General features: G+C 45.8%; 18 protein-coding genes. 11 read left to right on the top strand and 7 right to left on the bottom strand.

All coding sequences use genetic code 11. From position 1 onward, the window contains the following. Positions 1–17 precede the first annotated feature (17 nt). On the top strand, positions 18–1064 hold the full coding sequence (locus ACED45_RS00620) for a succinylglutamate desuccinylase/aspartoacylase family protein (RefSeq protein ID WP_017060792.1): 1047 nt from the start codon (positions 18–20) through the stop codon (positions 1062–1064). A 173-nt stretch (positions 1065–1237) separates the two neighbouring features. On the opposite strand, the gene ACED45_RS00625 is transcribed toward ACED45_RS00620, so the two are convergent. Then, entirely contained in the window at positions 1238–1555 is a 318-nt protein-coding gene (locus ACED45_RS00625; RefSeq protein WP_017056240.1) for a DUF3622 domain-containing protein, read from the bottom strand. Positions 1556–1909: 354 nt separating this feature from the next. Between ACED45_RS00625 and ACED45_RS00630 the strand changes: the two genes are divergently transcribed. Then, a complete protein-coding gene (locus ACED45_RS00630; RefSeq protein ID WP_371713113.1) occupies positions 1910–2920 on the top strand; it encodes an adenosine deaminase in 1011 nt (336 codons plus the stop codon). Between the two features lie 75 nt (positions 2921–2995). Here the strand turns inward: ACED45_RS00630 and ACED45_RS00635 are convergent, their stop codons facing one another. Further along, entirely contained in the window at positions 2996–4180 is a 1185-nt protein-coding gene (locus ACED45_RS00635; protein ID WP_371713114.1) for an NnrS family protein, read from the bottom strand. A 288-nt stretch (positions 4181–4468) separates the two neighbouring features. Between ACED45_RS00635 and ACED45_RS00640 the strand changes: the two genes are divergently transcribed. Continuing rightward, positions 4469–5023 (top strand): gamma-glutamylcyclotransferase family protein, encoded by a 555-nt coding sequence (locus ACED45_RS00640; protein WP_285954287.1) that lies wholly within the window; start codon positions 4469–4471, stop codon positions 5021–5023. 46 nt (positions 5024–5069) lie between these two features. Here the strand turns inward: ACED45_RS00640 and ACED45_RS00645 are convergent, their stop codons facing one another. Continuing rightward, positions 5070–5402: a tRNA-binding protein gene (locus ACED45_RS00645; protein ID WP_004734420.1), complete on the bottom strand. Its 333-nt coding sequence runs from the start codon at positions 5400–5402 to the stop codon at positions 5070–5072. A 197-nt stretch (positions 5403–5599) separates the two neighbouring features. Here ACED45_RS00645 and ACED45_RS00650 point away from each other — a divergent pair, with 197 nt between their 5' ends. Beyond that, on the top strand, positions 5600–6598 hold the full coding sequence (locus tag ACED45_RS00650) for a substrate-binding domain-containing protein (RefSeq protein ID WP_371713115.1): 999 nt from the start codon (positions 5600–5602) through the stop codon (positions 6596–6598). Positions 6599–6817: 219 nt separating this feature from the next. Here the strand turns inward: ACED45_RS00650 and galM are convergent, their stop codons facing one another. The 4 genes from galM to galE form a co-directional block, all read right to left on the bottom strand. After that, positions 6818–7897, bottom strand: a complete 1080-nt coding sequence (galM, locus tag ACED45_RS00655; RefSeq protein WP_371713116.1) for a galactose-1-epimerase — start codon at positions 7895–7897, stop codon at positions 6818–6820. 111 nt (positions 7898–8008) lie between these two features. Beyond that, positions 8009–9169 (bottom strand): galactokinase, encoded by a 1161-nt coding sequence (gene galK, locus ACED45_RS00660; protein ID WP_050649658.1) that lies wholly within the window; start codon positions 9167–9169, stop codon positions 8009–8011. Positions 9170–9388: 219 nt separating this feature from the next. Beyond that, complete coding sequence (locus ACED45_RS00665) at positions 9389–10441, bottom strand: UDP-glucose--hexose-1-phosphate uridylyltransferase (RefSeq protein ID WP_371713117.1); 1053 nt, start codon at positions 10439–10441, stop codon at positions 9389–9391. 299 nt (positions 10442–10740) lie between these two features. Then, the gene (gene galE / locus ACED45_RS00670) at positions 10741–11760 is read right to left on the bottom strand and encodes a UDP-glucose 4-epimerase GalE (protein WP_371713118.1); all 1020 of its coding nucleotides are present in this window, start codon (positions 11758–11760) and stop codon (positions 10741–10743) included. 393 nt (positions 11761–12153) lie between these two features. Between galE and ebgR the strand changes: the two genes are divergently transcribed. The 7 genes from ebgR to ygjK all read left to right on the top strand — a co-directional run bounded on the left by ebgR (position 12154) and on the right by ygjK (position 24464). Further along, entirely contained in the window at positions 12154–13137 is a 984-nt protein-coding gene (gene ebgR / locus ACED45_RS00675) for a transcriptional regulator EbgR (RefSeq protein ID WP_048658119.1), read from the top strand. 324 nt (positions 13138–13461) lie between these two features. Beyond that, positions 13462–16578, top strand: coding sequence for a beta-galactosidase subunit alpha (ebgA, locus tag ACED45_RS00680; RefSeq protein ID WP_371713119.1), 3117 nt, complete (start codon positions 13462–13464; stop codon positions 16576–16578). A gap of 3 nt (positions 16579–16581) precedes the next feature. Further along, positions 16582–17034 (top strand): beta-galactosidase subunit beta, encoded by a 453-nt coding sequence (locus ACED45_RS00685; RefSeq protein WP_371713120.1) that lies wholly within the window; start codon positions 16582–16584, stop codon positions 17032–17034. A 141-nt stretch (positions 17035–17175) separates the two neighbouring features. Beyond that, complete coding sequence (locus ACED45_RS00690) at positions 17176–18600, top strand: amino acid permease (protein WP_371713121.1); 1425 nt, start codon at positions 17176–17178, stop codon at positions 18598–18600. A 573-nt stretch (positions 18601–19173) separates the two neighbouring features. Continuing rightward, on the top strand, positions 19174–20607 hold the full coding sequence (locus ACED45_RS00695) for an amino acid permease (protein ID WP_048668902.1): 1434 nt from the start codon (positions 19174–19176) through the stop codon (positions 20605–20607). 407 nt (positions 20608–21014) lie between these two features. Continuing rightward, positions 21015–22073 (top strand): protein YgjJ, encoded by a 1059-nt coding sequence (ygjJ, locus tag ACED45_RS00700; RefSeq protein WP_371713122.1) that lies wholly within the window; start codon positions 21015–21017, stop codon positions 22071–22073. Between the two features lie 15 nt (positions 22074–22088). Next, on the top strand, positions 22089–24464 hold the full coding sequence (gene ygjK / locus ACED45_RS00705; protein ID WP_371713123.1) for an alpha-glucosidase: 2376 nt from the start codon (positions 22089–22091) through the stop codon (positions 24462–24464). Positions 24465–24534 lie beyond the last annotated feature (70 nt).

Below are 24534 nucleotides of genomic sequence, written 5' to 3' on the forward strand. Positions count from 1 at the left end.
TGTTGAGAACAACCTAAATGGCAAGACTAAAACCTAATCAACCATTCGAATTACTTGGTTATACTGTTCAGCCAGGACAGCGAATGGAGATTGAACTGCAAGCAGCTCAGCTTTACACGCACTCTCCACTTTCGATCCCGATTGAAATTATTCACGGTCGCCAAGCAGGCCCAACACTGATGGTAAATGCGGCTATCCACGGCGATGAGCTAAACGGTGTTGAGATTGCAAGACAACTGACAAATGCGATTGATCCAAAGAAACTGAAAGGGACATTAATTGTTGTTCCTATCGTTAACGTGTTTGGCTTTATCCATAAATCTCGTTACCTACCAGACCGTCGTGACCTAAACCGCTGCTTCCCTGGCAGTGAGAAAGGCTCGTTAACATCACGCATCGCTTACACCTTCTTTGAGAACGTGGCAAAGCACTGTGATTACATTCTGGATCTACACACGGGCGCGATTCACCGTACTAATCTGCCACAGATTCGTGCGAACCTATCAAACCCTGAAACACTGCGCATCGCAAAAGCGTTTGCAACACCCGTGATCATTGATTCTCCACTGCGTGACGGTTCACTGCGTAGCGAAGCAGAAAAACTTGGTATTCCTGTATTAACTTACGAAGGTGGTGAAGCGCTGCGTTTCGATCACTTAGCGATTCGTGCGGGTTACCTTGGCGTGCATCAAGTGATGAAAGAAATCGGCATGCTGCGCCCTAACCGTAAAAAGTTACCAGAGCCAGTATTGAGTAAATCCACCAGCTGGATCCGTGCTGAATCAGACGGTATTTTGCGCAACATGGTAAGACTTGGCGAACAAGTTGAAGCAGGACAAACCCTTGCTTACATCAGCTCTCCATTGGGTCACCAAGAAGGCCAAGTGATCACAACCAAAGGCGGTATCGTGATTGGTCAGCAAACTCTACCTTTGGTAAACGAAGGTGATGCTGTGTTCCACATCGCTTACTTCAAGCAAGACGATGAAGAAGTCGGACAATCAGTAGAAAGCTACATTGAAGAAGTGGCAGAAGACGATTGGCTAACTGCGTTAAACAACTGATTAAAGCTTAAGAGATCGACGTTAAAAGCGACAAGCTAAAAACGTCGGTCTTAGGCAAAATAGAAACGAACTCCACAAACGAAAAAGCCCCAATATAGGTGACTATATTGGGGCTTTTTTTATAAGTCCCTTATCTTAAAATTAAGGGATCTATAAATTAATCATGCACTGAATTACTCAGCGTCTTCTTGCTCTTCTGCACGAGCTTTAGCGCGCGCTTCACGTGCTTGCTCAGCTTTAAGCTCTTTAGTGTGACGTAGTTCGTCACGCTCTTTACGCTGTTCTGATTTACGCTCGTTACGTTCAGCTTGGTTTGCGATGAAAGATGCTAGCTCTTTCTCTGCCCACTCTTGTGCTAGAGCTTCAGTTTCGAAACCAGACTCACGCTTAGATACTGTAGTGCTGCGAGACGTTACTTGACGAGTAATCTCTGCACACCAACCGTTGCGTTTTTCTGTAAGGCGGATATCAAATTTTTTGTTCTTAGACATGTTCTATTTTTTCCTAAGGGAGATCATTAAGGGATCGGTCAACTTTGATAACTCCATCTAAGTGAGCATCTTTTAACACCATCCCTTGGTAAGCGCGGTATTAGAGCACAAATCAATGAATATTGCTGCAAATATTTGCAGCGGATCACACTCCTATGCTGCAAATCGTTTGCGGCTCATTTCAATTCCTTGGTAAGCCTCTATTCACCACCAATTTCGGCACTGTTTTATCGACCACAATGAAATGAACTATGCTCAAACAGAGATAAATGAAAGAGATACCTGCTTACTCAGGTTTATAGACTCTAGTATCTCACCTACTCCGCCCATAATTAAAATAGCTAAGGAGTTGCTATGGATAGCTTCATCAAAAATTTACCTAAGGTTGAGCTGCACTTACATATAGAAGGCACATTAGAGCCAGAGTTGATGTTCCAACTCGCCAAACGTAATAACGTATCGATTCCCTTTGAGAACCCTGACCAAGTACGAGACGCCTATCAATTCCACAATCTTCAGTCCTTTCTCGACATCTATTACCAAGGCGCAAACGTGCTGATCCACGAACAGGATTTTTACGACCTCACTTGGGCTTATCTACTAAGGTGCCAACAAGACAATGTGGTTCACACTGAGATTTTCTTCGACCCGCAAACCCATACCGAGCGAGGAGTCGCTTTCGACACAATTATCACTGGCATTACTCAAGCACTCGACCAAGCTACACATGAACTTAGGATAAGCAGTCAACTGATCATGTGCTTTTTGCGTCATCTCGATGAAGACAGCGCTTTTGAAACACTCAAACAAGCCCTCCCCTATAAAGATAAGATCATTGCCGTTGGACTAGATTCATCAGAACAGGGGAATCCGCCAGATAAGTTTAAGCATGTCTTTCAAGAAGCGCTCAACCAAGGGTTCCTAACTGTCGCACACGCAGGAGAAGAAGGCCCCGCACAAAATATTATCGATGCACTGAGCTTATTAAGCATTACCCGAATTGATCATGGTGTTCGCTGTGTTGAAGATGAACAGCTGATGGAACAGTTAATCGCTAAACGCACACCACTGACGGTCTGCCCGTTGTCGAACACCAAGCTCAAGGTATTTGATACCATGCAAGAGCACAACATCGTCGAGTTGCTGAGAAAAGGACTCTGTGTCACCATCAATTCCGATGATCCCGCTTACTTCGGTGGCTACATGAATGATAACTTCCTAGCGGTTGCCAACGCTCATCCTGTCACTCATCAAGAATTAGCCCAGTTCAGTATTAATGCCATCGAAGCCAGTTTCATCTCCCCTCATGCCAAAGAAGACCTCATTACACAGGTACGCCAATACTTGGTAGCGAATACTCAATAAGTTCATAACAGTTTATTTCGATCAAAAAAGGGAAGCTCAACGCTTCCCTTTATTAATCAATAGGCTGAGATTAAATTAGCCCGGATGGCCATCTACTCGTGGTGTTAACAGCATCATGCCGAATTTCCAGATAAACAGACCAAACGCCAATGTCCATAAACCCGCGCTGATGTTAACCATCTCAAACAAGTAAGCAGGGAAGAAAATCACACCTAAGCTACGAACCAGCGCGGCAATAAATATCGCTGAAAAGGCTAGCGCCATGCTTGGTCCTTTGTAAATCGCACGACCAGTGTGTCCCATTGTCACGCGCGTAATCATCGCCAGAATCAAACCGCTCAAGCCACCAATCGCAAACAAGTGCAGCATATTATGGCTCGCAAACGGGTTGTCTAATAAACCGCGTAACAGCAAGCTTAAAGGGATACACAAGTAAGCCGCGTGCAGTGACCACACCAAAGGCTCAGATAACGTCGTCCAAGGCTTCCAACGGATAAAGCGAACTAACTGAGTCACGCCAGCAAACACCATTAGCTCATTACCTACCTGAGCAAAGGTGAGTGGGAAGAAGCTCAAAACAAACAGCCCAACCAAAGGCAAGTTTGCCAACCATTCCAACCAGACCAATGGCTGCGCTTTCTCAAAGTCGAAGCGACGAGCGGTAAAGAATGGAATCACTCGTCCGCCCATTACAGACAGCAATAACGTAAACCACCACAACATCGCTTGCCATACCGCTGATGAAGGAAATGGAGGCATACCTTTAATGGTCGCGTAGCTCGCAAAGTTCGCCACGATAGCCAATATAAACAGCGGTACGAAGAATAGGTTCTTCCAACCTTTCGACTTCACGACACGGAAACCGATCTCGTAAGCCGCGAAGATTAAGAACAGCGCTTCAATCGAAGAGATTAGCCACAACGGAGCCGGTGTCCAAAACAGAATACGAGGCGCCAACCACAAACCAACTAACACCACTAATCGATAGTGTTTGGTGCCATTGACCCCCGTCCAAGTTTGCACGGCAGTGAGCACAAAACCGACAACAATCGCCATCGAAAAACCAAACAGCATCTCATGCACGTGCCACCACAATGCGGGAACATTTAAAACCTCAGGCTGACCGTTTTGGAACATGATGACCCAAGCTACAATCGCAATCACGGCATAGAGACTGCCTAAAAAGAAGAAAGGTCGAAAGCCTAAACGCAGGTAGGCTGGAATCGCGTCTTCTACACTTTTATCTGTGATATTTAACAAACTCGCTCCTAATTCTCAGATAAGCGGCCAAGGTATTACCTAAACCAAATTTTGTGTGCATCAAATCCGATGCCATATGCAGATCACATTGCATGAAACGCGCCAATTAGATAAAACCAGTAAAAACAGCGACTCACGAGATTCAATAGCCAATAAACAAGTCAAAAAAACACAACCAAAAGAGTCATAAAGACATATAGATGTATAAATAGAAACTTACTGACTTTTGGTATCTCGCCACATATAGTAAGACTAGACTTAAATGGAACAACTCAGACAAGGAATGCGATGTATATTTTTGGTTATGGCAGTTTAATCAACTCATCTTCACGCCAGCTTACCGGTCAGACAGGGCAAGCGATCCCTGCGATTGTTCATGGCTTAATTCGCCATTGGAGCAAGATCGATGACAGCTATGTGTTATCACCTTTGATCGTCAATCTCGGCGAGGGACAAGTGAATGGTGTGTTGCTTGAGGTGGATGATATTGCACTGGCTGAGTTTGATCGCCGTGAGCGTGGTTATCACCGAATCGAATTACAGGCCTCTCAGATAAAAAGCCAAGATGAGTTCAAACAGGATCAATCGATCTGGGTTTACATCAAAGACGAGATTGAAGCTCCTTGCGAAAACAGCCCTATCGTTCAAACCTATGTCGATACGGTATTGGCAGGATGTTTAGAGGTGTCTGAAAGCTTTGCGGCGCACTTCGTTAAACACACACAAGGTTGGCATCACCCATTAGAAAATGATCGCCACCAGCCTAAATACGGCAACCTTGCTGGGGTTTCCGATCACCATCACAGTGTGATTGATGGCTTGATACTAACTGTACGCAGCTAGTTGATTTAGGTTGGTGAACACATAGGCTCACCAACCTAAAGCGATCTTAAACGACACGAATACCTGCAGGCATCGCACGTTCCGGTGTCAGCAATACACTTTCAGATTCATCTTCCGTTTCGGCACATAACAACATGCACTCAGAAGTGTGGCCTCTCATCTTCGCCTTCGCTAGATTACACAAAACAACAACCTGCTTACCCATCAACTCTTCTTCGGTGTAGTAAGGCACTAGGCTGGTCACCGTTTGTAGCGTCTTCTCACCGATATCCACTTGCACGATGTACAGCTTGTCTGCGTTTTCATGACGCACAACCTCAATGATCTTACCGACACGCATTTCTAACTTAGCAAAGTCACCATAAGAGACAGTATCCATTTCTCACTTCCTATATTGATTTATTTTTACTCATTAAATCATTTACTAAAATTAAGTAAAATGTAAATGTTTACACTAGCATTAAGCCTAATAATTACAAGCGGTAAAGATCTCATTACTGGAAGTAAAATGAGAGTTTCGTTGCCTTGCACTCATTGTCGGTGTTAAATAGATGCAGCAATGTATAGAGGTTAAAAATGGCAACAATTAAAGATGTCGCAAGGGAAGCTGGTGTTTCTGTTGCAACCGTATCTCGAGTCGTAAATAAGTCTCCGAAGGCAAGTGCGAACTCAATTGAATCCGTCACCAAAGCGATGTCTAAACTCGGCTATCGCCCGAATGCCAATGCTCGTGCGCTGGTAAGCCAGAGCACCAATACCGTCGGTGTGTTGGTTGGTGATATCTCCGATCCTTTTTTTGGCACGCTGGTTAAGGCTGTCGATAATGTCGCTCGTGAGAACGGAAAGCATATCCTCGTCGGTAATGGATCACACGATCGTGAAGAAGAAAGACAAGCGATTGAGTTACTGATCAATAGCCGTTGCGACGCCTTAGTGATCCATTCAAAAGGCCTGACAGACGAAGAACTGATTGCCTATGCAAAAGAAGTCAAAGGCTTAGTGCTGATCAATCGCTATATTGCTGAGATTGCCAACCGTTGTATTTTCTTGGACAACAAGAAAGGCGCGTATCTTGCGACTGAATATCTGATTCGTCATGGTCATAAAAATATTGCCTGTATCGCTTCATCGCACAGCATTGAAGATGCCGATGAGCGTGTACAAGGTTACTTGTCAGCACTCTCGGATTACAAAATAGCGTTATCTGACAGCTATATTGAGTACTCATCTCCCACCAGTGAAGGGGGTGAATACGCGATGACTAACCTATTAACCAAGTCTCTGCCGATCACAGGCATTGTTGCGTACAACGATTACATGGCGGCAGGTGCTTTGTCTGTCCTAGATGAAAACGGTATTCAAGCGCCGGACAAAATGTCGATCATCGGTTTCGATGATGGCTTGATTGCACGCTATGTTCATCCAAAGCTAACCACCATTCGCTACCCGATTCAGATGATGGCAGAGAAAGCGACACGACTCGCGTTGCACTTAGCCAAAGGTGAAAACACCTCAACGGAACCAATGATGTTTTCTCCGACTTTGGTGCGCCGTAATTCGGTAGAGAAAATCTAAGTTCTGGTCAACTAACCAAACAACAAACAAAAAAAAGCCCTAACAGAATCGCTTCTGTTAGGGCTTTCCTACCTTACTCGGATACCCAACAATCACGCTTAATAAATCACACACTTGTTGAGCGCCACTTTTGCTCATCCCCCAAGAACAACGCGATAACTCACATCGTTCTATTCACAAACAAAAGCAATTGGCATAACCGTTTTGAGCTAGAGCGTACTAGTTTGAAGAATCCCCCGAAAATTCAAACTGGTAACAGGTACGGTAGTTATATTCTTGTTCAGGCTTGAGAATACAACTGTCCTGCTTCCACTCTGGGTGGTTAGGAGAGTCAGGTAAGAACTGGGTTTCTAACGCCAAACCAGCGTAATCTTCATAGCTGCCACCACTTCGGTTTGGTGTACCACCAAGCCAGTTTCCGGTGTATAGCTGCATCGCAGGTTTGGTTGAAAATACTTTTAGTGTGACGAGAGCATCTGGTGACGTTACGGTAGCGGCGCATTGAGTGCGCTTACAGCCGTCAGCTAATAAGAAAGAGTGGTCGTAACCCTTTGCTGCTTTCTGCTGTTCATCACCCAACAAACGCTCTGAGATCATCATAGGCTGATTGAAGTCGAAGCTGGTCGATTTCACCGATTTAAGATTGCCTAGTGGAATACCTACCGAGTTGGTCGGTAAGAACTGATTGGCGTTGATGCTCACAATGTGTGACAAACAATCGTGCCCGGCTTCTGCGCCAAGTAGATTGAAGTACGCATGATTCGTTAGGTTGACCACGGTTGGCTTGTCTGTGGTTGCAGAGTAATGAATGGAAACTCGATTATCTTCGGTGAGTTCATAACGCACCGACACATTCAAATTCCCCGGAAAGCCTTGATCGCCATCAGCCGACTCTAAAGTAAACGATACAGATGTATCAGTCTGCTCGGCAATATTCCAACGGCGTTTATCAAATCCGTTCGGGCCACCATGCAAGGTATTGCCCGCTTGGTTGGTTTCCAGTTTGTAGTTCTGGCCATCAATTTTGAAACGACCATTAGCAATGCGGTTAGCATAGCGACCAACTGTGGCCCCCATATAACTGGCTTGCTTCTCGAAGTTATCCATTGAATCAACACCCAATAGCACTTCTCGTCTGTTTCCTTTTACTGGCAAGATACAGCTCAACCACGTTGCTCCAATATCCATGAATGTCACTTGCATGCCGTGTGTATTCGACAGCGTGACAAGCTGAGCAGGTTGGCCATCATAGGCTGCAGTTTCTGTCATGGATTGATGCAGGTTCTGCGCTTGTGTCATTCTAAATTCCTTCTACTGCCAGTAAAAAGCCTCTACCTGAAGTAAAGGCTTTAGCATTTGGCCTACCATGATCTTTTTAGTTGGTAAGCTCTATATTAAATCTCGAAGCCGTTAGATTACTTCAACTAAGCCTGCTCCGTCTTTCGCTTGGCACACATAAATAGATTCTTTTAGACCCGTCGCCGCTTGATATTTCTGCTCAACGGTTGTTTTGATTTCATCAACCAATGCAGGTGGAACCAATGCCACAATACAACCACCGAAACCACCGCCCGTCATACGTACGCCACCTTGCTCACCGATCACTTCTTTGACCATATCAACCAACGTATCGATTTCTTTCACCGTGATTTCAAAATCATCACGCATTGATGCATGCGATTCAGCCATCAACTCACCCATGCGTTTCATATCATGAGTGCGCAGAGCTTGAGCCGCTTCAACAGTACGGTCATTTTCAGTAATCACGTGACGAGCACGTTTCGCGACCATTTCATCCAATTCAGACTCTTTCGCTTTGAACTGCTCAATGGTCACATCACGAAGTGCCGGAACACCAAAGATACGCGCCGCTTCTTCACACTGCTCACGACGCGTATTGTATTCGCTGTCGACCAAGCCGCGTTTCTTGTTTGAGTTGATGATAACCACAGCCATATCTTCTGGCATTGAAACTGCCGTTGTTTCTAGGCTACGACAATCCAGAAGCATCGCATGGTTTGCGCGACCTTCTGCAGAGATCATTTGATCCATAATGCCGCAGTTACAGCCTACAAATTCGTTTTCAGCTTGCTGACCATTAAGCGCCACTTCGGCTTGGCTGATCTCTAGGTTGTAAAGCACCTTGAATGTTTGACCAATCACCACTTCCAGTGCCGCAGAAGAACTTAAGCCAGCACCTTGAGGCACGTTGCCCGTTACAGAGATATCTGCACCTGTAAATTCAAAACCGCGACCTTTTAAGCACTTCACCACACCACGAATGTAATTAGCCCACATCTTGTCTTGTTGAAATGTGATCTCTTGAGTTAGGTCGAATTCATCCACAGCATTGCCGTAGTCCACCGACACTACGCGCACGATGTTGTCGTCACGTTTAGCCGCTGCGACTACCGTCTGGTAGTTAATGGCACACGGTAGAACAAAACCATCGTTGTAGTCAGTGTGTTCACCGATCAGGTTCACACGACCTGGTGCTTGGATAATATGAGTCGCTTGGTAGCCAAGGACTTGCTCAAAAGATGCTTTCACGTTTTGGATTAGGTCAGACATAAGTAAACTCTCTGGTTAAACTCTTTGTTCAATTGGTTATGGCCCCTTCACGGCACCACTTTAATTCTTTTAGATTTCCCTATCTCGTTCATCTCTCACAATAGGGAATGACAACATCGACTCCTAAGTAACGAAGCAACCAAGCTTCTCACCTGCCGTCATTCCAGAATCGAGGGACGAGATATCAGGAATCTCGCTCGTTATCTACGAAGCAACGTATTACTGCTCTTTATAGTGAACGTCACTCAAATCACGAAGACGTTGCGCTGCTTGTTCTGCGGTTAAATCACGCTGAGATTCTGCCAGCATTTCATAGCCAACCATGAACTTACGAACCGAAGCACTGCGTAACAGTGGCGGGTAGAACAACGCATGCAACTGCCAATGATCGATGTCCGTACCTTCTTCAAAGAATGGCGCATAGTGCCAGCCCATCGAGTATGGGAATGAACATTGGAATAGGTTGTCGTAGCGACTCGTTAGCTTCTTAATCGCAAGTGCCAAGTCATCACGTTGTTCGTCAGTCAGTTCACTCATGCGGCGAATGTGTGTTTTTGGCAGCAACATGGTTTCGAATGGCCACGCAGCCCAGTAAGGAACCACAGCAATCCAATGTTCGGTTTCAACTACAGTGCGTGAGCCGCCTTTCATTTCAGCTTCAACGTAATCCACTAATAGGTTTGAACCTTGTTGCTCAAAGTATTCTTTTAGAAGCTTTTCTTTACGTTCAATCTCGTTTGGCAGAAAGCTGTTCGCCCAAATTTGACCGTGTGGGTGAGGCTGAGAGCAGCCCATGGTCTCGCCTTTGTTTTCAAACGCTTGAACCCATAGGTAGTCTTTACCTAGCTCTTCAATCTGTTCATTCCATGTATCAATCACACCGCGAATCTTGTTTACTGGTAACTCTGGCAACGTTTTGCTGTGGTCCGGAGAGAAACAGATCACGCGGCTCAACCCACGTACACCTTGAGTCTTGAATAGAGGGTTATCAGACTCTGGAGCGTCAGGCGAATCAGGCATCAGCGCCGCGAAATCATTACTGAATACATAAGTGCCGTCGTAATCTGGGTTTTCGTCGCCCGAGATACGCGTATTGGTTGGGCACAAGAAACACTCTTTCTCGTACTCAGGAAGTTGCTCGGTCGATGGCTTTTCATCTTGGCCACTCCAAGGACGCTTTGCGCGGTGCGGTGATACTAAGATCCACTGACCCGTTAATGGGTTATAACGACGATGCGGATGGTCTACTGGGTTAAATTCAACTTTTGACATGTTTAGATTGCTCTCAAATTTTGTGTCTTGGTCAATTCACCAAGATGAATAATTCTTCTACAAGGAGATTCCCTATCACGCTCGTTCCTCGCTGTAGGGAATGACGTTCAGAAATCGTAGTTTTAAAATTCGTCATTCCAGAATCGAGGTACGAGATATCTGGAATCTCTTTTTCTCATATCTGCATTCCCCAAAGAAATTGGAGTTGCAGCTAGGCAGCAAGATTTCCAATATCCATGAGCATAGATCTTCTATGTGATTGGAATTGGTAAGCGCAGCTAACAACGCTGCGGCTTCAATTACGAAGGGGAATAGCCGTTCGGGTTATTCGACTGCCAATTCCATGTATCCGCCGTCATCTCCATCACGCTACGCGTCGCCTTCCAACCAAGTTCGCGCTCCGCTTTTTCTGTGCTTGCCCAACATTCGGCAATGTCACCTGCGCGACGTGGGCAAAGTTCATAAGGAACCGGTTTGCCTGATGCTTGTGCGAAGGCTTCAACCATCTCGAGTACACTTGAGCCTTTGCCAGTACCTAGATTGTAAATGTGTAAGCCCGCTTTCTCGCCAACCACTTTTAGTGCGGCGACATGGCCATCCGCTAAATCCATTACATGAATATAGTCACGAACGCCTGTACCATCGACTGTTGGGTAATCGTTTCCAAAAACAGCCAGTTTTTCACGGCGACCTACGGCTACTTGAGCTATGAACGGCATTAAATTATTTGGGATACCTTGTGGGTCTTCACCCATAGTGCCCGATGGATGTGCGCCGACTGGATTGAAGTAACGTAGCAAAGTCACGCTCCAATCGTTCTCCGCGTTGAACAGATCGCTTAAGCACTCTTCAACCATATATTTGCTGCGACCATAAGGGTTAGTTGTCGCGCCTGTTGGTGAAGTTTCAGTAATCGGCACTACTTCAGGGTCACCGTAAACGGTAGCCGAAGAACTAAATACGATGCTTTTTACGCCCGCTTTCTTCATACTTCGAGCTAACACCAATGAACCATTGACGTTGTTATCGTAGTATTCCAAAGGCTTAGCCACCGACTCCCCTACCGCTTTCAGGCCAGCAAAGTGAATCACAGCTTGGATATCGTTTTCTGAAAACACGCTATCTAGAAAAGATTGGTCACGAATGTCGCCAAGATAAAACGTTGGTCGCTTGCAAGTTAACGATTCGATTCGTTCCAGCACTAGCTCTTTGCTGTTGCAAAGGTTATCAACAATGATTGGCTCCATACCTGCCTGTATCATTTGAATGCATGTATGACTTCCGATGTAACCCATGCCGCCCGTAACCAGTACTTTCACAATCAACCTCTCTTTATCGTCATTCGTGGGCTAGCTCAAACTGACATTCAGCTCAATAGCACCGTATACCAGAAATAGTAGCAGCCATTTTGACTATAAATCTGTGATCAAAACCACGAAGTGTAAACGTTTACACTAACTTTCATCATTGGTACTGATCATGGCATAGAGATAACGTATAGCTGTTAACTTCTAATTCATTGAATTTTAATAAGATAATTATAGATAGTTAGATTTGAGACATCACAGATGAGTTGAGCATTTATTTTACTAAAAGTTAATGCAATGACTTCCAGTTTGATTACAATAGGTCTGTAGAATAAAGAGGTGCATTGCTTTTTTACTAAATACCAATTTCAAAGCAGCGCAATGTTCCAATAACAGGAAGTGAGTATGGCAACGTTAAAAGATATCGCGACTGAAGCGAATGTATCATTGGCTACAGTTTCAAGGGTTCTCAATGAAGATCCAACATTAAGCGTCAAGGAAGAGACCAAAAGGCGTATCTTTGAAATTGCAGAGAAGTTGGAATACAAAACCAGCAGCTCACGAAAAACCGTTAGTAGTAAAAAACAAAACCATCACTTCCTAGCACTGTATAACTACAAGCAAGAAGCTGAGGTTAACGACCCTTACTACCTATCGATTCGCCATGGGATTGAAACCCAATGCGAAAAGATGGAAGTTAAGCTAACAAACTGTTATGAAAGCAAAATACAGATCAATTCAGCGCCGATAACTGGTGTTTTGTTGGTCGGAAGAATGACACCAGAGGTTATCGAGCAAGCTAAAAAACTGAGCGATAATATTTGTTATGTCGATTTTACCGATCACTCAGAACCTTATGACTCTGTCGATATCGACCTGGCTTTGATCAGCAAAGAGATCACCAACTTCTTTATCAACCAAGGTTATGAGCGCATCGGCTTTATTGGTGGCCAAGACGACGTCAACACCCCAGATATTCGTGAAGTGGCCTTCGCAGAATATGGCAGCCTCAAGAACGTTGTCAGTGAGCAAGACATCTACCGCGGTGACTTCTCTAGCTCTTCAGGTTACAAGCTTGCAAAACAGATGCTCGCGACGGGCGACTACCCTAAAGCCATGTTTATTGCGTCAGATTCCATCGCAATTGGCGTTTTACGAGCAGTTCATGAGCACGGATTAAACATTCCTGAAGATATTGCACTGATCAGTGTAAACGACATCCCAACAGCTAAATTTACCTTCCCATCTTTATCAACTGTTCGTATTCACTCTGAACTGATGGGAATTCAAGGCGTTAACCTGCTGATTGAGAAAGTACGCGACGGCCGAACCATCCCATTGCGCGTCTATGTACCAAGCAAACTTAAGCTGCGCGATACAACAAAATAATTAAATATATCAAGTAGATAAATAAAGGCTACCTTTATTGAAGGTGGCCTTTTTTGTGCCCATCACATGCATCAATCGACACATATCCCCCTCTTTAACCTGCTGCATAAAACAACCAATAGCATTCTTTTAAGTGGATCACACAGCACCGTAAAAAGACCATAAAAAACGTGATGAAGTTAAAGTAAAACGTTTTCACCAATTTCATTTAGTAAAACTTTTACTAATAATTACCTCAGTCCAAAAATACTCGTATTCACTACGACCCAATTACGCATAAGAACGTCGGTCAGCAAACTGCATTTAGACCGAGAGAGAGGCAACGTGAACAACTGGGAAAACTTCCTGAACTTACATGAGAACCGTATGGCACCGCGTGCATACTTCTTCTCATACGCATCAGAAAAAAATGCAAAAACGTTTCAGCGTGAACTAAGCAGCCACTTCCAACTATTGAGTGGCCAATGGAATTTCAGCTACTTCACCAATCCGCTATTGGTTCCTGAAGAGTTTTATTCTCAGGAAATGAGCGACTGGGGCAACATCACGGTTCCAAACATGTGGCAAATGGAAGGCCACGGCGATCTTCAATACACAGATGAAGGTTTCCCATTCCCAATTGATGTGCCTTTCGTACCATCAGACAACCCAACCGGCGCATACCAACGCTCTTTCTTCCTTGGCGAAAGCTGGGACGAGAAACAAACCATCATCAAATTTGATGGCGTTGAAACTTACTTCGAAGTGTACGTAAACGGTGAATATGTTGGCTTCAGCAAAGGCAGCCGCCTAACCGCTGAGTTCGATATCTCTAGCCAGGTAAAAGCAGGCAACAACCTACTTTCGATTCGTGTGATGCAGTGGGCCGATTCAACCTACATTGAAGACCAAGACATGTGGTGGACGGGCGGTATCTTCCGTGACGTTTACCTCGTAGGTAAAGAACAGCTGCACGTTCAAGACGTTACCGTTCGCACTGATTTCGACGACGCTTACCAAAGCGCTACCCTTTCGTGCAAAGTGAAACTAGAAAACCTAGCAGCAGCGGCAAAAGCAACCCTTGAGTACGCATTGCTTGATGGCAGCCAAGTTATCTCGCAAGGCTCACTAGATAACTTAAATGTCGATGGCAATGCGAATACTCAATTCTCTATCGATGTGGTGAACCCAGTTCAATGGAACGCTGAAAACCCATACCTTTACCAACTGCTGCTTACGTTGAAAGACGCTGACGGCAAAGTGTTAGAAGTGATCCCACAACGCGTTGGTTTCCGCGACATTAAAGTTCGCGATGGTCTGTTCTACATCAACAACAAATACGTGATGCTTCACGGCGTGAACCGCCACGACAACGACCACCTAAAAGGTCGTGCTGTTGGGATGGATCGCGTAGAGAAAGACTTAGTGTTGATGAAGCAACACAACATCAACTCAGTACGTACAGCGCACTACCCGAACGACCCACGTTTCTACGAACTGTGTGATATCTACGGTCTGTTCGTGATGGGCGAAACCGATGTTGAAACACACGGTTTTGCTAACGTTGGCGACTTAAGCCGCATCACTAACGATGCAGCATGGGAAGCTGTGTTTGTTGAGCGTATCGAGCGTCATATTCACGCTCAAAAGAACCACCCTTCTATCATCATGTGGTCACTGGGTAACGAGTCTGGTTACGGCTGCAACATCCGTTCTATGTACGATGCAGCAAAAGCAATTGATGACACGCGTTTGGTTCACTACGAAGAAGACCGTGACGCTGAAGTGGTCGACATCATTTCAACCATGTACTCACGCGCTCAATTGATGAATGCCTTCGGTGAATTCCCACACGAAAAGCCACGCATCATCTGTGAATACGCACACGCGATGGGTAACGGCCCGGGCGGTTTAACCGAGTACCAAAACGTGTTCTACAAGCACGATGCGATTCAAGGTCACTATGTTTGGGAATGGTGTGACCACGGCATTCTAGCGCGTGATGAAGCAGGCACAGAGTTCTACAAATACGGCGGTGACTACGGTGACTACCCGAACAACTACAACTTCTGCATGGACGGTTTGATCTACCCGGATCAAACGCCAGGCCCAGGCTTGAAAGAGTACAAGCAAGTGATTGCCCCTGTGAAGCTTCGCGATTTCGATGCACAAACGGGCACCTTCACAGTAGACAACAAGCTTTGGTTCTCAAATATCGATGACTACACCATCACTGCGGAAATCCGCGCTGAGGGTGAAACCATTGCCGTACAACACATCAAGGTTGAAGAACTGGCTGAGAACTCTAGCCGTGAACTAACGCTTAACTTGCCACAGCTTGATGAGCGCGAAGTGTTTGTCAACTTTACGGTGCGCAAAGATTCTCGTACTTCATACAGCGAGGCGAACCACGACATCGCGGTTTACCAGTTCCAAGTGAAAGAGAACACAGCACAACTTGAAGCCTTCACTAACAACAATGCGACGGCACTGAATGTTGAAGAGTCTCGCTTAGCTTACCTAATCAAAGGCCACAACTTTGCTCTGAATTTCTCAAAAGTGAACGGCAAGCTGACGTCATGGTTAGTGAATGGCGAGGAGCTGATTAAGTCTGAGCCTAAGCTGAACTTCTTCAAGCCAATGATCGATAACCATAAGCAAGAGCACGATGGTTACTGGGAACCTGCACACCTGCAGATCATGCAGGAACATTTCCGTAGCATTGACCTTGAATGCGTGAACGTTGAACAGGTAAACGGCAAGGTAGAGATCACGACCACCAGCATCATTGCTCCACCGGTATTCGATTTCGGCATGCGCTGTGAATATCGCTACCAGATCAGTGCTGAAGGTCAGCTAAACGTTGAACTGAGCGGCGAGCGTTACGGTGATTACCCTCACGTGATTCCAGTGATTGGTTTAGATATGGGTATCAACGGCGACTTCGACCAAGTTCAATACTACGGCCGCGGCCCTGAAGAGAACTACCAGGACAGCAAGCAAGCCAACATGATTGATGTTTACCAATCAACCGTGGCTGACATGTTCGAGAACTACCCGTTCCCACAAAACAACGGCAACCGCCAACACGTTCGTTGGGCTGCGCTTTCAAGCCGTGCTGGCAATGGTATTGCGGTGAAACCACAGCAAGAAATCAACTTCAGCGCATGGTTCTACACCAACCAAAACCTGCATCAAGCACAGCATACGATTGAACTAGAGAAGAGCGGTTACATCACCCTAAATCTAGACCACCAAGTGATGGGCCTAGGTTCAAACTCTTGGGGCAGCGAAGTATTGGATTCTTACCGCGTGTACATGGATGAGTTCCGCTACGGCTTAACTCTGATTCCATTCCAAGCAGGCGATTGCGACGCACAACACCTAATCAATCACAACTTTGGTGATGAGTTCTTCACGGCGAATACGCCAACAACTCAACCACAACAGAACGAGGCATAAGCGATGATCGTTTTAGACAACCTAGAGCAATTTAAAGTCGTTTACCGCGACGGTCGTAAATGGCAACGCTGTGTAGAAGCGATTGAAAACATCGGCAACATTGAAGATAGCGTGATGCATTCGATTGGTGACTCACTGGCTTACATGATTGAAGACGGTGTGGCTCGTAACACAGAAAACTTCACCGGCAACCGTCGTTACTTTGATGTGCACTACTACTTGGAAGGTCGTGAAACGGTTGAGTTTGCTGATAAGTCTCAACTTGAACAGACCCAAGCTTACAGCGATGAAACCGACCGTGAACACCTACTGGGTAACGGTGAAACTCGTGAGTTATCTGAAGGCCAAGTGGCGATCTTTGATAACAGCAAAGCTTACCGCTTCCACGGTGATAACCGAGTTCGCAAGGTGGTGCTGAAAGTGACCATTGAAGACGGTTACTTCCTTAATAAGTAAGCAATAACCCTATTAACTCACAGCGCGTTTGAGCCTTGCCGTTCAAGGCTCAAATAGACTGAACAAAACCTCTGTGCTTCTTCCCTACAAAGAAGCATAGGGAAATAACGACTATAATTATGTGATTCCCTGGAGGACACTATGTCTGAATCTGTACGCGGTAAGTTAGGCAAATTTGCCCTACTCTCCATGACATTTGCAGCGGTATTTAACGTTCGCAACATCGTAAACAACAACATCGAATTGGGATTGAGTTCAGCCCCTATCTTTTTGCTCGCTACCCTTATTTACTTCATTCCATTCGTGTTCATCATTGCTGAATTCGTATCTGCAAATAAAAATTCTGAGTCAGGCATGTACGACTGGCTTAAAAAACCGCTAGGCTCAAAAGCAGCCTACCTAGGTTCGTTCCTATACTGGTTCGTAAACCTTTTCTGGTTTGTATCTCTGCTACCAAACGTAATCGCTTATGCGTCTTACGCGATGTTGGGCTATGAATACGCCTTCTCGCCAGTCGTCACATCGGCTATCTCGATTGCTCTGTTTGCAGCAGCGACACACATCTCAACCAAAGGCGCGAGCTGGCTAGGTAAGATTGCCGAGATCGTGGCCTACGGCGTATTCGCTCTGTTTGCAATCTACGTTATCGGCGCACTAATGGCACTGGGCGGCAACCATGAACCAGTAGAACCAATCACGCTTGAAGCAATGACACCGACCATCAACTGGGCAACGCTAGGTATCATGTGTTGGATCTTCCAAGCAGCCGGTGGTGCTGAAACCGCAGCCGCTTACCTAAACGATGTTAAGGGCGGTCACAAGTCTTTCATCAAGGTTATCATTGGTGCAGGTATCGCAATCGGCGCAATGTACGCAGTTGGCTCTCTTCTAGTAAACGTATTCGTTGCTCGTGATGAACTGACCTACGCTGGCGGCATGGTTGAAATCTTCACAGGTATGGCAAACTACTTCGACATCTCACAATCTCTAACGGGTCGCTTCGTCGGTATTATCCTATTCGTTGCCATGTTCGGTTCGATGATGATGTGGACAGCAGCTCCAGTAAAAATTCACTTCTCTGAAATTCCTAAAGGTGTTTACGGCGAGAAAACAACAGAGCTTAACGAACACGGCGTGCCAGTACGTGCAGCTTGGTGGCAGTTCGCGTTTGTATTCGTGATGCTTGTGGTTAACGGCTTCGGCTCTGAATCAGTACAAGGCATGATGAACACAGCAATCAACCTAACCGCTGGTACCGCAATGCTTCCGCCTATCTTCATCATGGTGGCGTACTTTGTATTCCGTTTGAAGCATGACGACACACCACGTGATTTCCGCATGGGTACTCGAGTTCAAGGTATGGCAGTGGTTTCGGTACTGATTGGTATCTTCGTTGTGAGCATGACAGCATCGGCATTCCCGACAGGTGTTGACCTTGTTCAAGCCTTCTTCATCAACGTCTTCATGACAGCGGTATTCTCTGGTCTTGCTTGGTGGTGGATCTCTCGCTTTGAAAAAAAGCAGGCAGGTAAAGACGCAAAGCTAGAAACAGCTAAGCAATCGTAGCTCTCTGCATTACCCCCCAACTTTAAAAGCGCCTACCAAGGCGCTTTTTTTGTTTTAAATCAGACAATTAAACGACAAACAAAAAAATAAAAACGGCGTTCCGTCAAGGTTTCAGTTCACGAAAAACACCAATTAATAGGTAATAAAACTCGAATAAAAACCAAGGTAAAACATTAACTAAATTTATTTACTCAAGGTCACATATTTGATCAATTTCGATTAACTTCCCGCCGCTTAATCTTTAATCTTCTTGCTGAAGAGACAAACTGATTCATATAAAAAAAGCGACAAAAGCCCCTACAAGCCTTATAAATCGTCGCTCATGAAACCAGCAATCTCTTCAATGAACTTCTTAATCTTTAACTCTTTGTTTTGGTAATAACTTTACTGAAATACCAGAGAGAAAAAGCCCAAAGAAGTCCGATCGTAAATCTATAAAAACAACAATGAGCCAACCCTGACAAAACAAAGCGGGTGTTTGCCAAACCAACATAACAATAAAAGTGCGGCCTAGAGCTTCCCTCTCTAGGACCAAGTTATAACGATCATCAACGTGATTCACCGGAGAACATCATGTCCGAAAATAAACGCAGTACGATAGGCAAATTTGCCCTACTGTCTATGACCTTCGCGGCGGTATACAGCTTCAATAACATCATTAATAACAACATCGAGATCGGCCTTTCTTCGGCTCCGATGTTCTTTCTAGCAACCATCTTTTACTTTGTGCCATTTTGTTTGATCGTTGCAGAGTTTGTGTCACTGAATAAAGACTCTGAAGCGGGTGTTTACTCTTGGGTTAAAAGCTCTCTAGGCGGTCGCTGGGCGTTTATTTCAGCTTACACCTACTGGTTTGTTAACCTGTTCTTCTTTACCTCTCTACTGCCTAGAATCATCGCTTATGCGTCGTATGCGTTCTTAGGTTTCGAGTACATATTCACGCCAATGACCACTGCAATCCTGAGTACCATTTTGTTTGCGGTCGCGACTCACATCTCGAACAACGGCGCGAAGCTACTGGGCCCTATCACCTCTTTAACTTCGTCACTGATGCTATTGCTGACTATGTCTTACATCCTGTTATCAGGTGGCGCATTGGTTGGTGGTATCGAACCAGCTGATCCAATCACCATCGAAGCAATGACACCAAGCTTCAACTGGGCATTCCTTGGCGTAATCACTTGGATTTTCATGGCGGCGGGCGGTGCGGAATCGGTCGCGGTTTACGTTAACGACATCAAAGGCGGTCACAAGTCTTTCGTTAAAGTGATCATCATCGCGGGTATCTTCATCGGTGCGCTTTACTCGGTAGGATCTGTGTTAGCGAACGTATTTGTTGCTCGTGAAGAACTTAAATTCACTGGCGGCTCTGTTCAGGTATTTGAAGGACTAGCAAGACACTTTGGACTGTCGGAAATCCTGATGAACCGTTTCGTTGGTGTGGTTTCATTCACTGCGATGTTGGGCTCTCTACTTATGTGGACGGCGACACCGGTTAAGATCTTCTTCTCTGAAATCCCTAAAGGCATCTTTGGCGAGAAGACTGTCGCGCTTAACAAACAAGGTGTACCAGAGCGTGCAGCTTGGGTTCAGTTCTTCATCGTGATTCCACTGATGTTCATCCCAACGTTGGCGTCTGACACCGTTCAAGACTTGATGAGCACCATCATCAACATGACTGCTGCAGCTTCTATGCTACCGCCACTGTTCATCATGATTGCTTACCTGCACCTGCGCGTGAAACTGGACCACCTACCACGGGATTTCCGCATGGGTTCTCGTACGGTCGGTATTACAGCAGTATCGATCCTTATCGCTATCTTCACCGTTGGTTTCTTCGCTTCTACCTTCCCAACAGGCGCAGACATCATGACCATCATCTTCTACAACGTGGGGGGGATTGTGATCTTCCTTGGCTACGCATGGTGGAAGTACGGTCAATACGAGAAAAGCTTATCTCCAGAAGAGAAAAAACTAGAAGCAAAACCTGAACCAGCGAACGCTTAGTTTTACCCTACACTCTGATTGAAAACTTAGGCACTCCCATTTGGTGAGTGCCTTTTTATTTGTTGAAACACTTCCACTCAACACCTCGATTTCATCAAAGCTATTTAAGAAAGAAGACATTCGAATCTACAATCTATCAACCCCAAAAAATATTCACTTAATAAATACTTATCTCCCTAGCCATATCTCTGCAAATTCAACTCAAAATCAAAAATAAAATAAAGTAAACACTTACTAAAAATAGATCGCATTTTTAAACTGAATTAATTTTAAACCGCAAAATTATCATTAATATCGGTTTTGCGATCGTAAGTAACCTGACCAATACGCCTTGAAGAGCACCCCATATTAGAAGTCAGAACTGCTTACGAACCTTCATTTATAACCCCGACACAGAAGTGATTAAAATGAAAAGTAGTTTTACTAAAACCACCATTATTACAAGCTGTATCCTTGCTGCTCTAACGGCTAATGCCCACGCTGATGAAACAGTCGCTAACCACAGCGACACTCAGCCCCCTAAAACAGAAACCCTATTTAACTTCTATGGTGAGCTTGGCCTTGGTGGTCACGTTGCACTAGAAGGCGACGACAAAGGCCGTTATGCAGACGGTACTTACATCGAAGCAGGCTTGGCTATCGAGCACGGTAATTGGTTCGGTCTTGCTTACATGGAAGGCTGGACAGTACAAGCTGACGACGAAGGCAATGCTTGGGCAACTGGCCACGGCTGGGGCGGCTTTGAAGGTGGTTTTAACCGCTTTTACGCTGGCTACCGCACCGACGCTAAAACAGAATTTATTGTTGGTCGTATGGACTCTTCATTGGATGACGTTCAATGGTGGGGTGACCCTACCGTCGAGTACGGCTACGCGATCTCAAACACGCGTGACGTACATGTTGGTGTGAAGATCCAAAACCTAGAAGGCAAGCTACGCTACAGCGTTTCTTTCGCGCCAGAATCTGACTTCTCTGAAGACGATGCTCTGGTTCATTTCGGTAAATACGACAACTTCGCAGACCAATGGAAAGATAAGAACGCCATGGTCAACGGTTACCTCCAATACGATCTGACTGACGACTTAACTCTAATGGGTGGTGGTGAAGTTCGTAACAACGATGGCGGTGAACTATTGCTATTGGGTGCTGAATACAAAAACTTTGCGACTCGTATTTGGCACGACACAGATAAAGGCAACCAAGAATCATTTGGCAGTGAATCCGGTATTCAAACCAGTGCTTGGTACGAAGCGGCTCAGGGCGTTTACCTTTCGGCAGCCTACAACTACGCAAACTTTGATGGTGACAACGGCGACAAAGAAATCACCTCTTACATCAACGCGGGCGTTTGGTACGAATACGGAAATGGCACATTTGCGACTGCTTTCGATAGCCGCTTTGGCGTAGGCAGCGATACTGAAATCGGCGACGCACAAGTGTTCGCAATGCAATACTTCTACTGGTAATAACAGGAATTGATCATGAAACTGAATAAATCATTCGCAGCTCTCGCTATCGGTGCAGCACTTGTTGTTACTGGTTGCGCTACAAATACAGGCTCTGAAGAGCTTCAAGCGAACCAATTTAAGAACGTTATCGACCGCACTGGTTCACCAGAATACATGCGTGACTACGACTTCGATGACCACCAACGTTTTAACCCCTTCTTCGACCTAGGTGCATGGCACGGTCACTTGTTGCCAGACACGGCTGAAGGCATGGGCGGCTTCCCGGGTACAGCGCTGCTTACCGAAGAGTACATCAACTTCATGGCTGATAACTTTGATCGCCTAAGCGTGTTCAAAGACGGCAAAAAAGTCGCGTTCACGATGGAAGCATACAGCCTACCGGGCGCATTGGTTCAGACGCTAAAATCTGACGATGTGACAGTAGAAATGACGCTGCGTTTTGCTTCAAACCGCACCTCTCTGCTAGAAACCAAAATCACTACCGACTCACCGGTTGAATTGGTGTGGGATGGTGAACTACTAGAAAAGACGCACGCCAAAGAAGGCGTGGCACAAACCGACAAAACAATCGCTGAGACTTACCCTGAGTATGACCGTCAAATCGTCGCAACTGACGATGGCTTGAAGGTGACTTTCGGTAAGGTGCGTTCAACGTGGGATCTACTGACTTCTGGTGAATCTGAATACCAAGTTCACAAGTCGATTCCAACACAAACCACAGTGGATGGTTTAGAGTTTACTTCAACCGCAAACATTGAAGCATCGACCACCATCTACACGACTTACTCGCATGTTCTAACGGCAGAAGAAGCGAAAGCTGAACAGCCAGAAATCAAAAAGATCATGGCAAACCCTACCGATTTCTTAGCGGCATCAGCAGAGCGTTGGGAAGGCTATCTTGAGATGGGTTTAACCAACCCGAACGCAACATCAGAACAAGAGCGTGTTGCGGTTAAGGCGATGGAAACCCTAAACGGTAACTGGCGCGGCACTGCAGGTGCGATGGAGTTTGATTCTGTAACACCATCAGTAACGGCGCGTTGGTTCTCGGGCAACCAAACTTGGCCGTGGGACACATGGAAACAAGCCTACGCAATGGCTCACTTCAACCCAGACGTAGCGAAAGATAACATCCGTGCAATGTTCGCTTACCAAATCCAAGCCGACGATGCCGTTCGCCCTTGGGATGAGGGCTACGTGCCAGATCTACTCGCTTACAACCTAAGTCCAGAACGTGGCGGCGACGGCGGTAACTGGAATGAGCGTAACACCAAACCGAGCCTAGCAGCATGGGCGGTAATGGAAGTTTATAAGACCACCAGCGATGAAGCTTGGCTAGAAGAGATGTATCCAAAGTTAGTGGCATACCACGACTGGTGGCTACGCAACCGTGACAACAACGGCAATGGCGTTCCAGAGTATGGCGCTGCTCGCGACAAAGCACACAACACACCTGAAGGTGAAATGTACTTCACCGTGGTTCGTGGCGATAAGCACGAAACAGTCGTAGGACAAGCAGCACTGGATAAAGTGGTAGCAGAAGGCAACTACGATTACATCGAGAGCCCCGCACAAACGGCTGCATCTTGGGAATCAGGCCGTGACGATGCAGCCGCATTTGGCTTCATTGATAAAGACCAGCTAGACGCATACGTTGCAAACGGTGGTAAGCGCAGCGATTGGGATGTTGAGTTCGCTCAAAACCGCGCTGAAGACGGCACACTGCTAGGCTACTCGCTACTGCAAGAATCTGTCGACCAAGCAAGCTACATGTACAGCGATAACAAGTACCTAGCAGAAATGGCTGACATTCTAGGTAAAGACGCAGAAGCAAAAGAGTTCCGTGAAAAAGCAGAACACCTATCGAACTACATCAACACTTGTATGTTCGACGAAGGCACTAACTTCTTCTACGACATTCGCATTGAAGACAAACCACTAGCCAATGGCTGTGCAGGTAAACCGATTGTAGAACGTGGTAAAGGCCCTGAAGGGTGGTCACCACTGTTCAATGGCGCAGCAACGCAAGATCACGCTGATGCGGTTGTTTCTGTGATGAAAGATACCTCAGAGTTCAACACCTACGTTCCGCTGGGTACGGCAGCGCTTTCTAGCCCAGCATTTGGCCCAGATATTTACTGGCGTGGACGCGTATGGGTAGACCAGTTCTACTTCGGCCTTAAAGGCATGGACAGCTACGGCTACCGTGATGATGCGATTGAAATGGCAGGCGCGTTCTTTGACCATGCAGATGGGTTAGTTCAAGACGGTCCTATCCGTGAGAACTACAACCCACTAAATGGTGAACAACAAGGCGCACCAAACTTCTCTTGGAGTGCGGCTCACTTATACATGCTTTACAACGATTTCTTTACTGACGCAGAGTAAATCAAAACCTATACCTGTCTTCTGGAATTCAATGAAAACATAACCTCATAAATTTCAGGCTTTGGCACTC

This window comes from Vibrio crassostreae (assembly GCF_041439375.1).
GTDB lineage: Bacteria > Pseudomonadota > Gammaproteobacteria > Enterobacterales > Vibrionaceae > Vibrio > Vibrio crassostreae_D.

Excerpts from the sequence above, each read along its gene's own strand:
- ACED45_RS00685 (WP_371713120.1), top strand. The coding sequence starts at position 16,582 with ATGATCGTTTTAGACAACCTAGAGCAATTTAAAGTCGTTTACCGCGAC.
- ACED45_RS00630 (WP_371713113.1), top strand. The coding sequence starts at position 1,910 with ATGGATAGCTTCATCAAAAATTTACCTAAGGTTGAGCTGCACTTACAT.
- ACED45_RS00695 (WP_048668902.1), top strand. The coding sequence starts at position 19,174 with ATGTCCGAAAATAAACGCAGTACGATAGGCAAATTTGCCCTACTGTCT.
- ACED45_RS00640 (WP_285954287.1), top strand. The coding sequence starts at position 4,469 with ATGTATATTTTTGGTTATGGCAGTTTAATCAACTCATCTTCACGCCAG.
- ACED45_RS00665 (WP_371713117.1), bottom strand. The coding sequence starts at position 10,441 with ATGTCAAAAGTTGAATTTAACCCAGTAGACCATCCGCATCGTCGTTAT.
- ebgR (WP_048658119.1), top strand. The coding sequence starts at position 12,154 with ATGGCAACGTTAAAAGATATCGCGACTGAAGCGAATGTATCATTGGCT.
- ygjK (WP_371713123.1), top strand. The coding sequence starts at position 22,089 with ATGAAACTGAATAAATCATTCGCAGCTCTCGCTATCGGTGCAGCACTT.
- ygjJ (WP_371713122.1), top strand. The coding sequence starts at position 21,015 with ATGAAAAGTAGTTTTACTAAAACCACCATTATTACAAGCTGTATCCTT.
- galK (WP_050649658.1), bottom strand. The coding sequence starts at position 9,169 with ATGTCTGACCTAATCCAAAACGTGAAAGCATCTTTTGAGCAAGTCCTT.
- ACED45_RS00645 (WP_004734420.1), bottom strand. The coding sequence starts at position 5,402 with ATGGATACTGTCTCTTATGGTGACTTTGCTAAGTTAGAAATGCGTGTC.
- ACED45_RS00625 (WP_017056240.1), bottom strand. The coding sequence starts at position 1,555 with ATGTCTAAGAACAAAAAATTTGATATCCGCCTTACAGAAAAACGCAAC.
- ACED45_RS00650 (WP_371713115.1), top strand. The coding sequence starts at position 5,600 with ATGGCAACAATTAAAGATGTCGCAAGGGAAGCTGGTGTTTCTGTTGCA.
- galM (WP_371713116.1), bottom strand. The coding sequence starts at position 7,897 with ATGACACAAGCGCAGAACCTGCATCAATCCATGACAGAAACTGCAGCC.
- ACED45_RS00620 (WP_017060792.1), top strand. The coding sequence starts at position 18 with ATGGCAAGACTAAAACCTAATCAACCATTCGAATTACTTGGTTATACT.
- ACED45_RS00690 (WP_371713121.1), top strand. The coding sequence starts at position 17,176 with ATGTCTGAATCTGTACGCGGTAAGTTAGGCAAATTTGCCCTACTCTCC.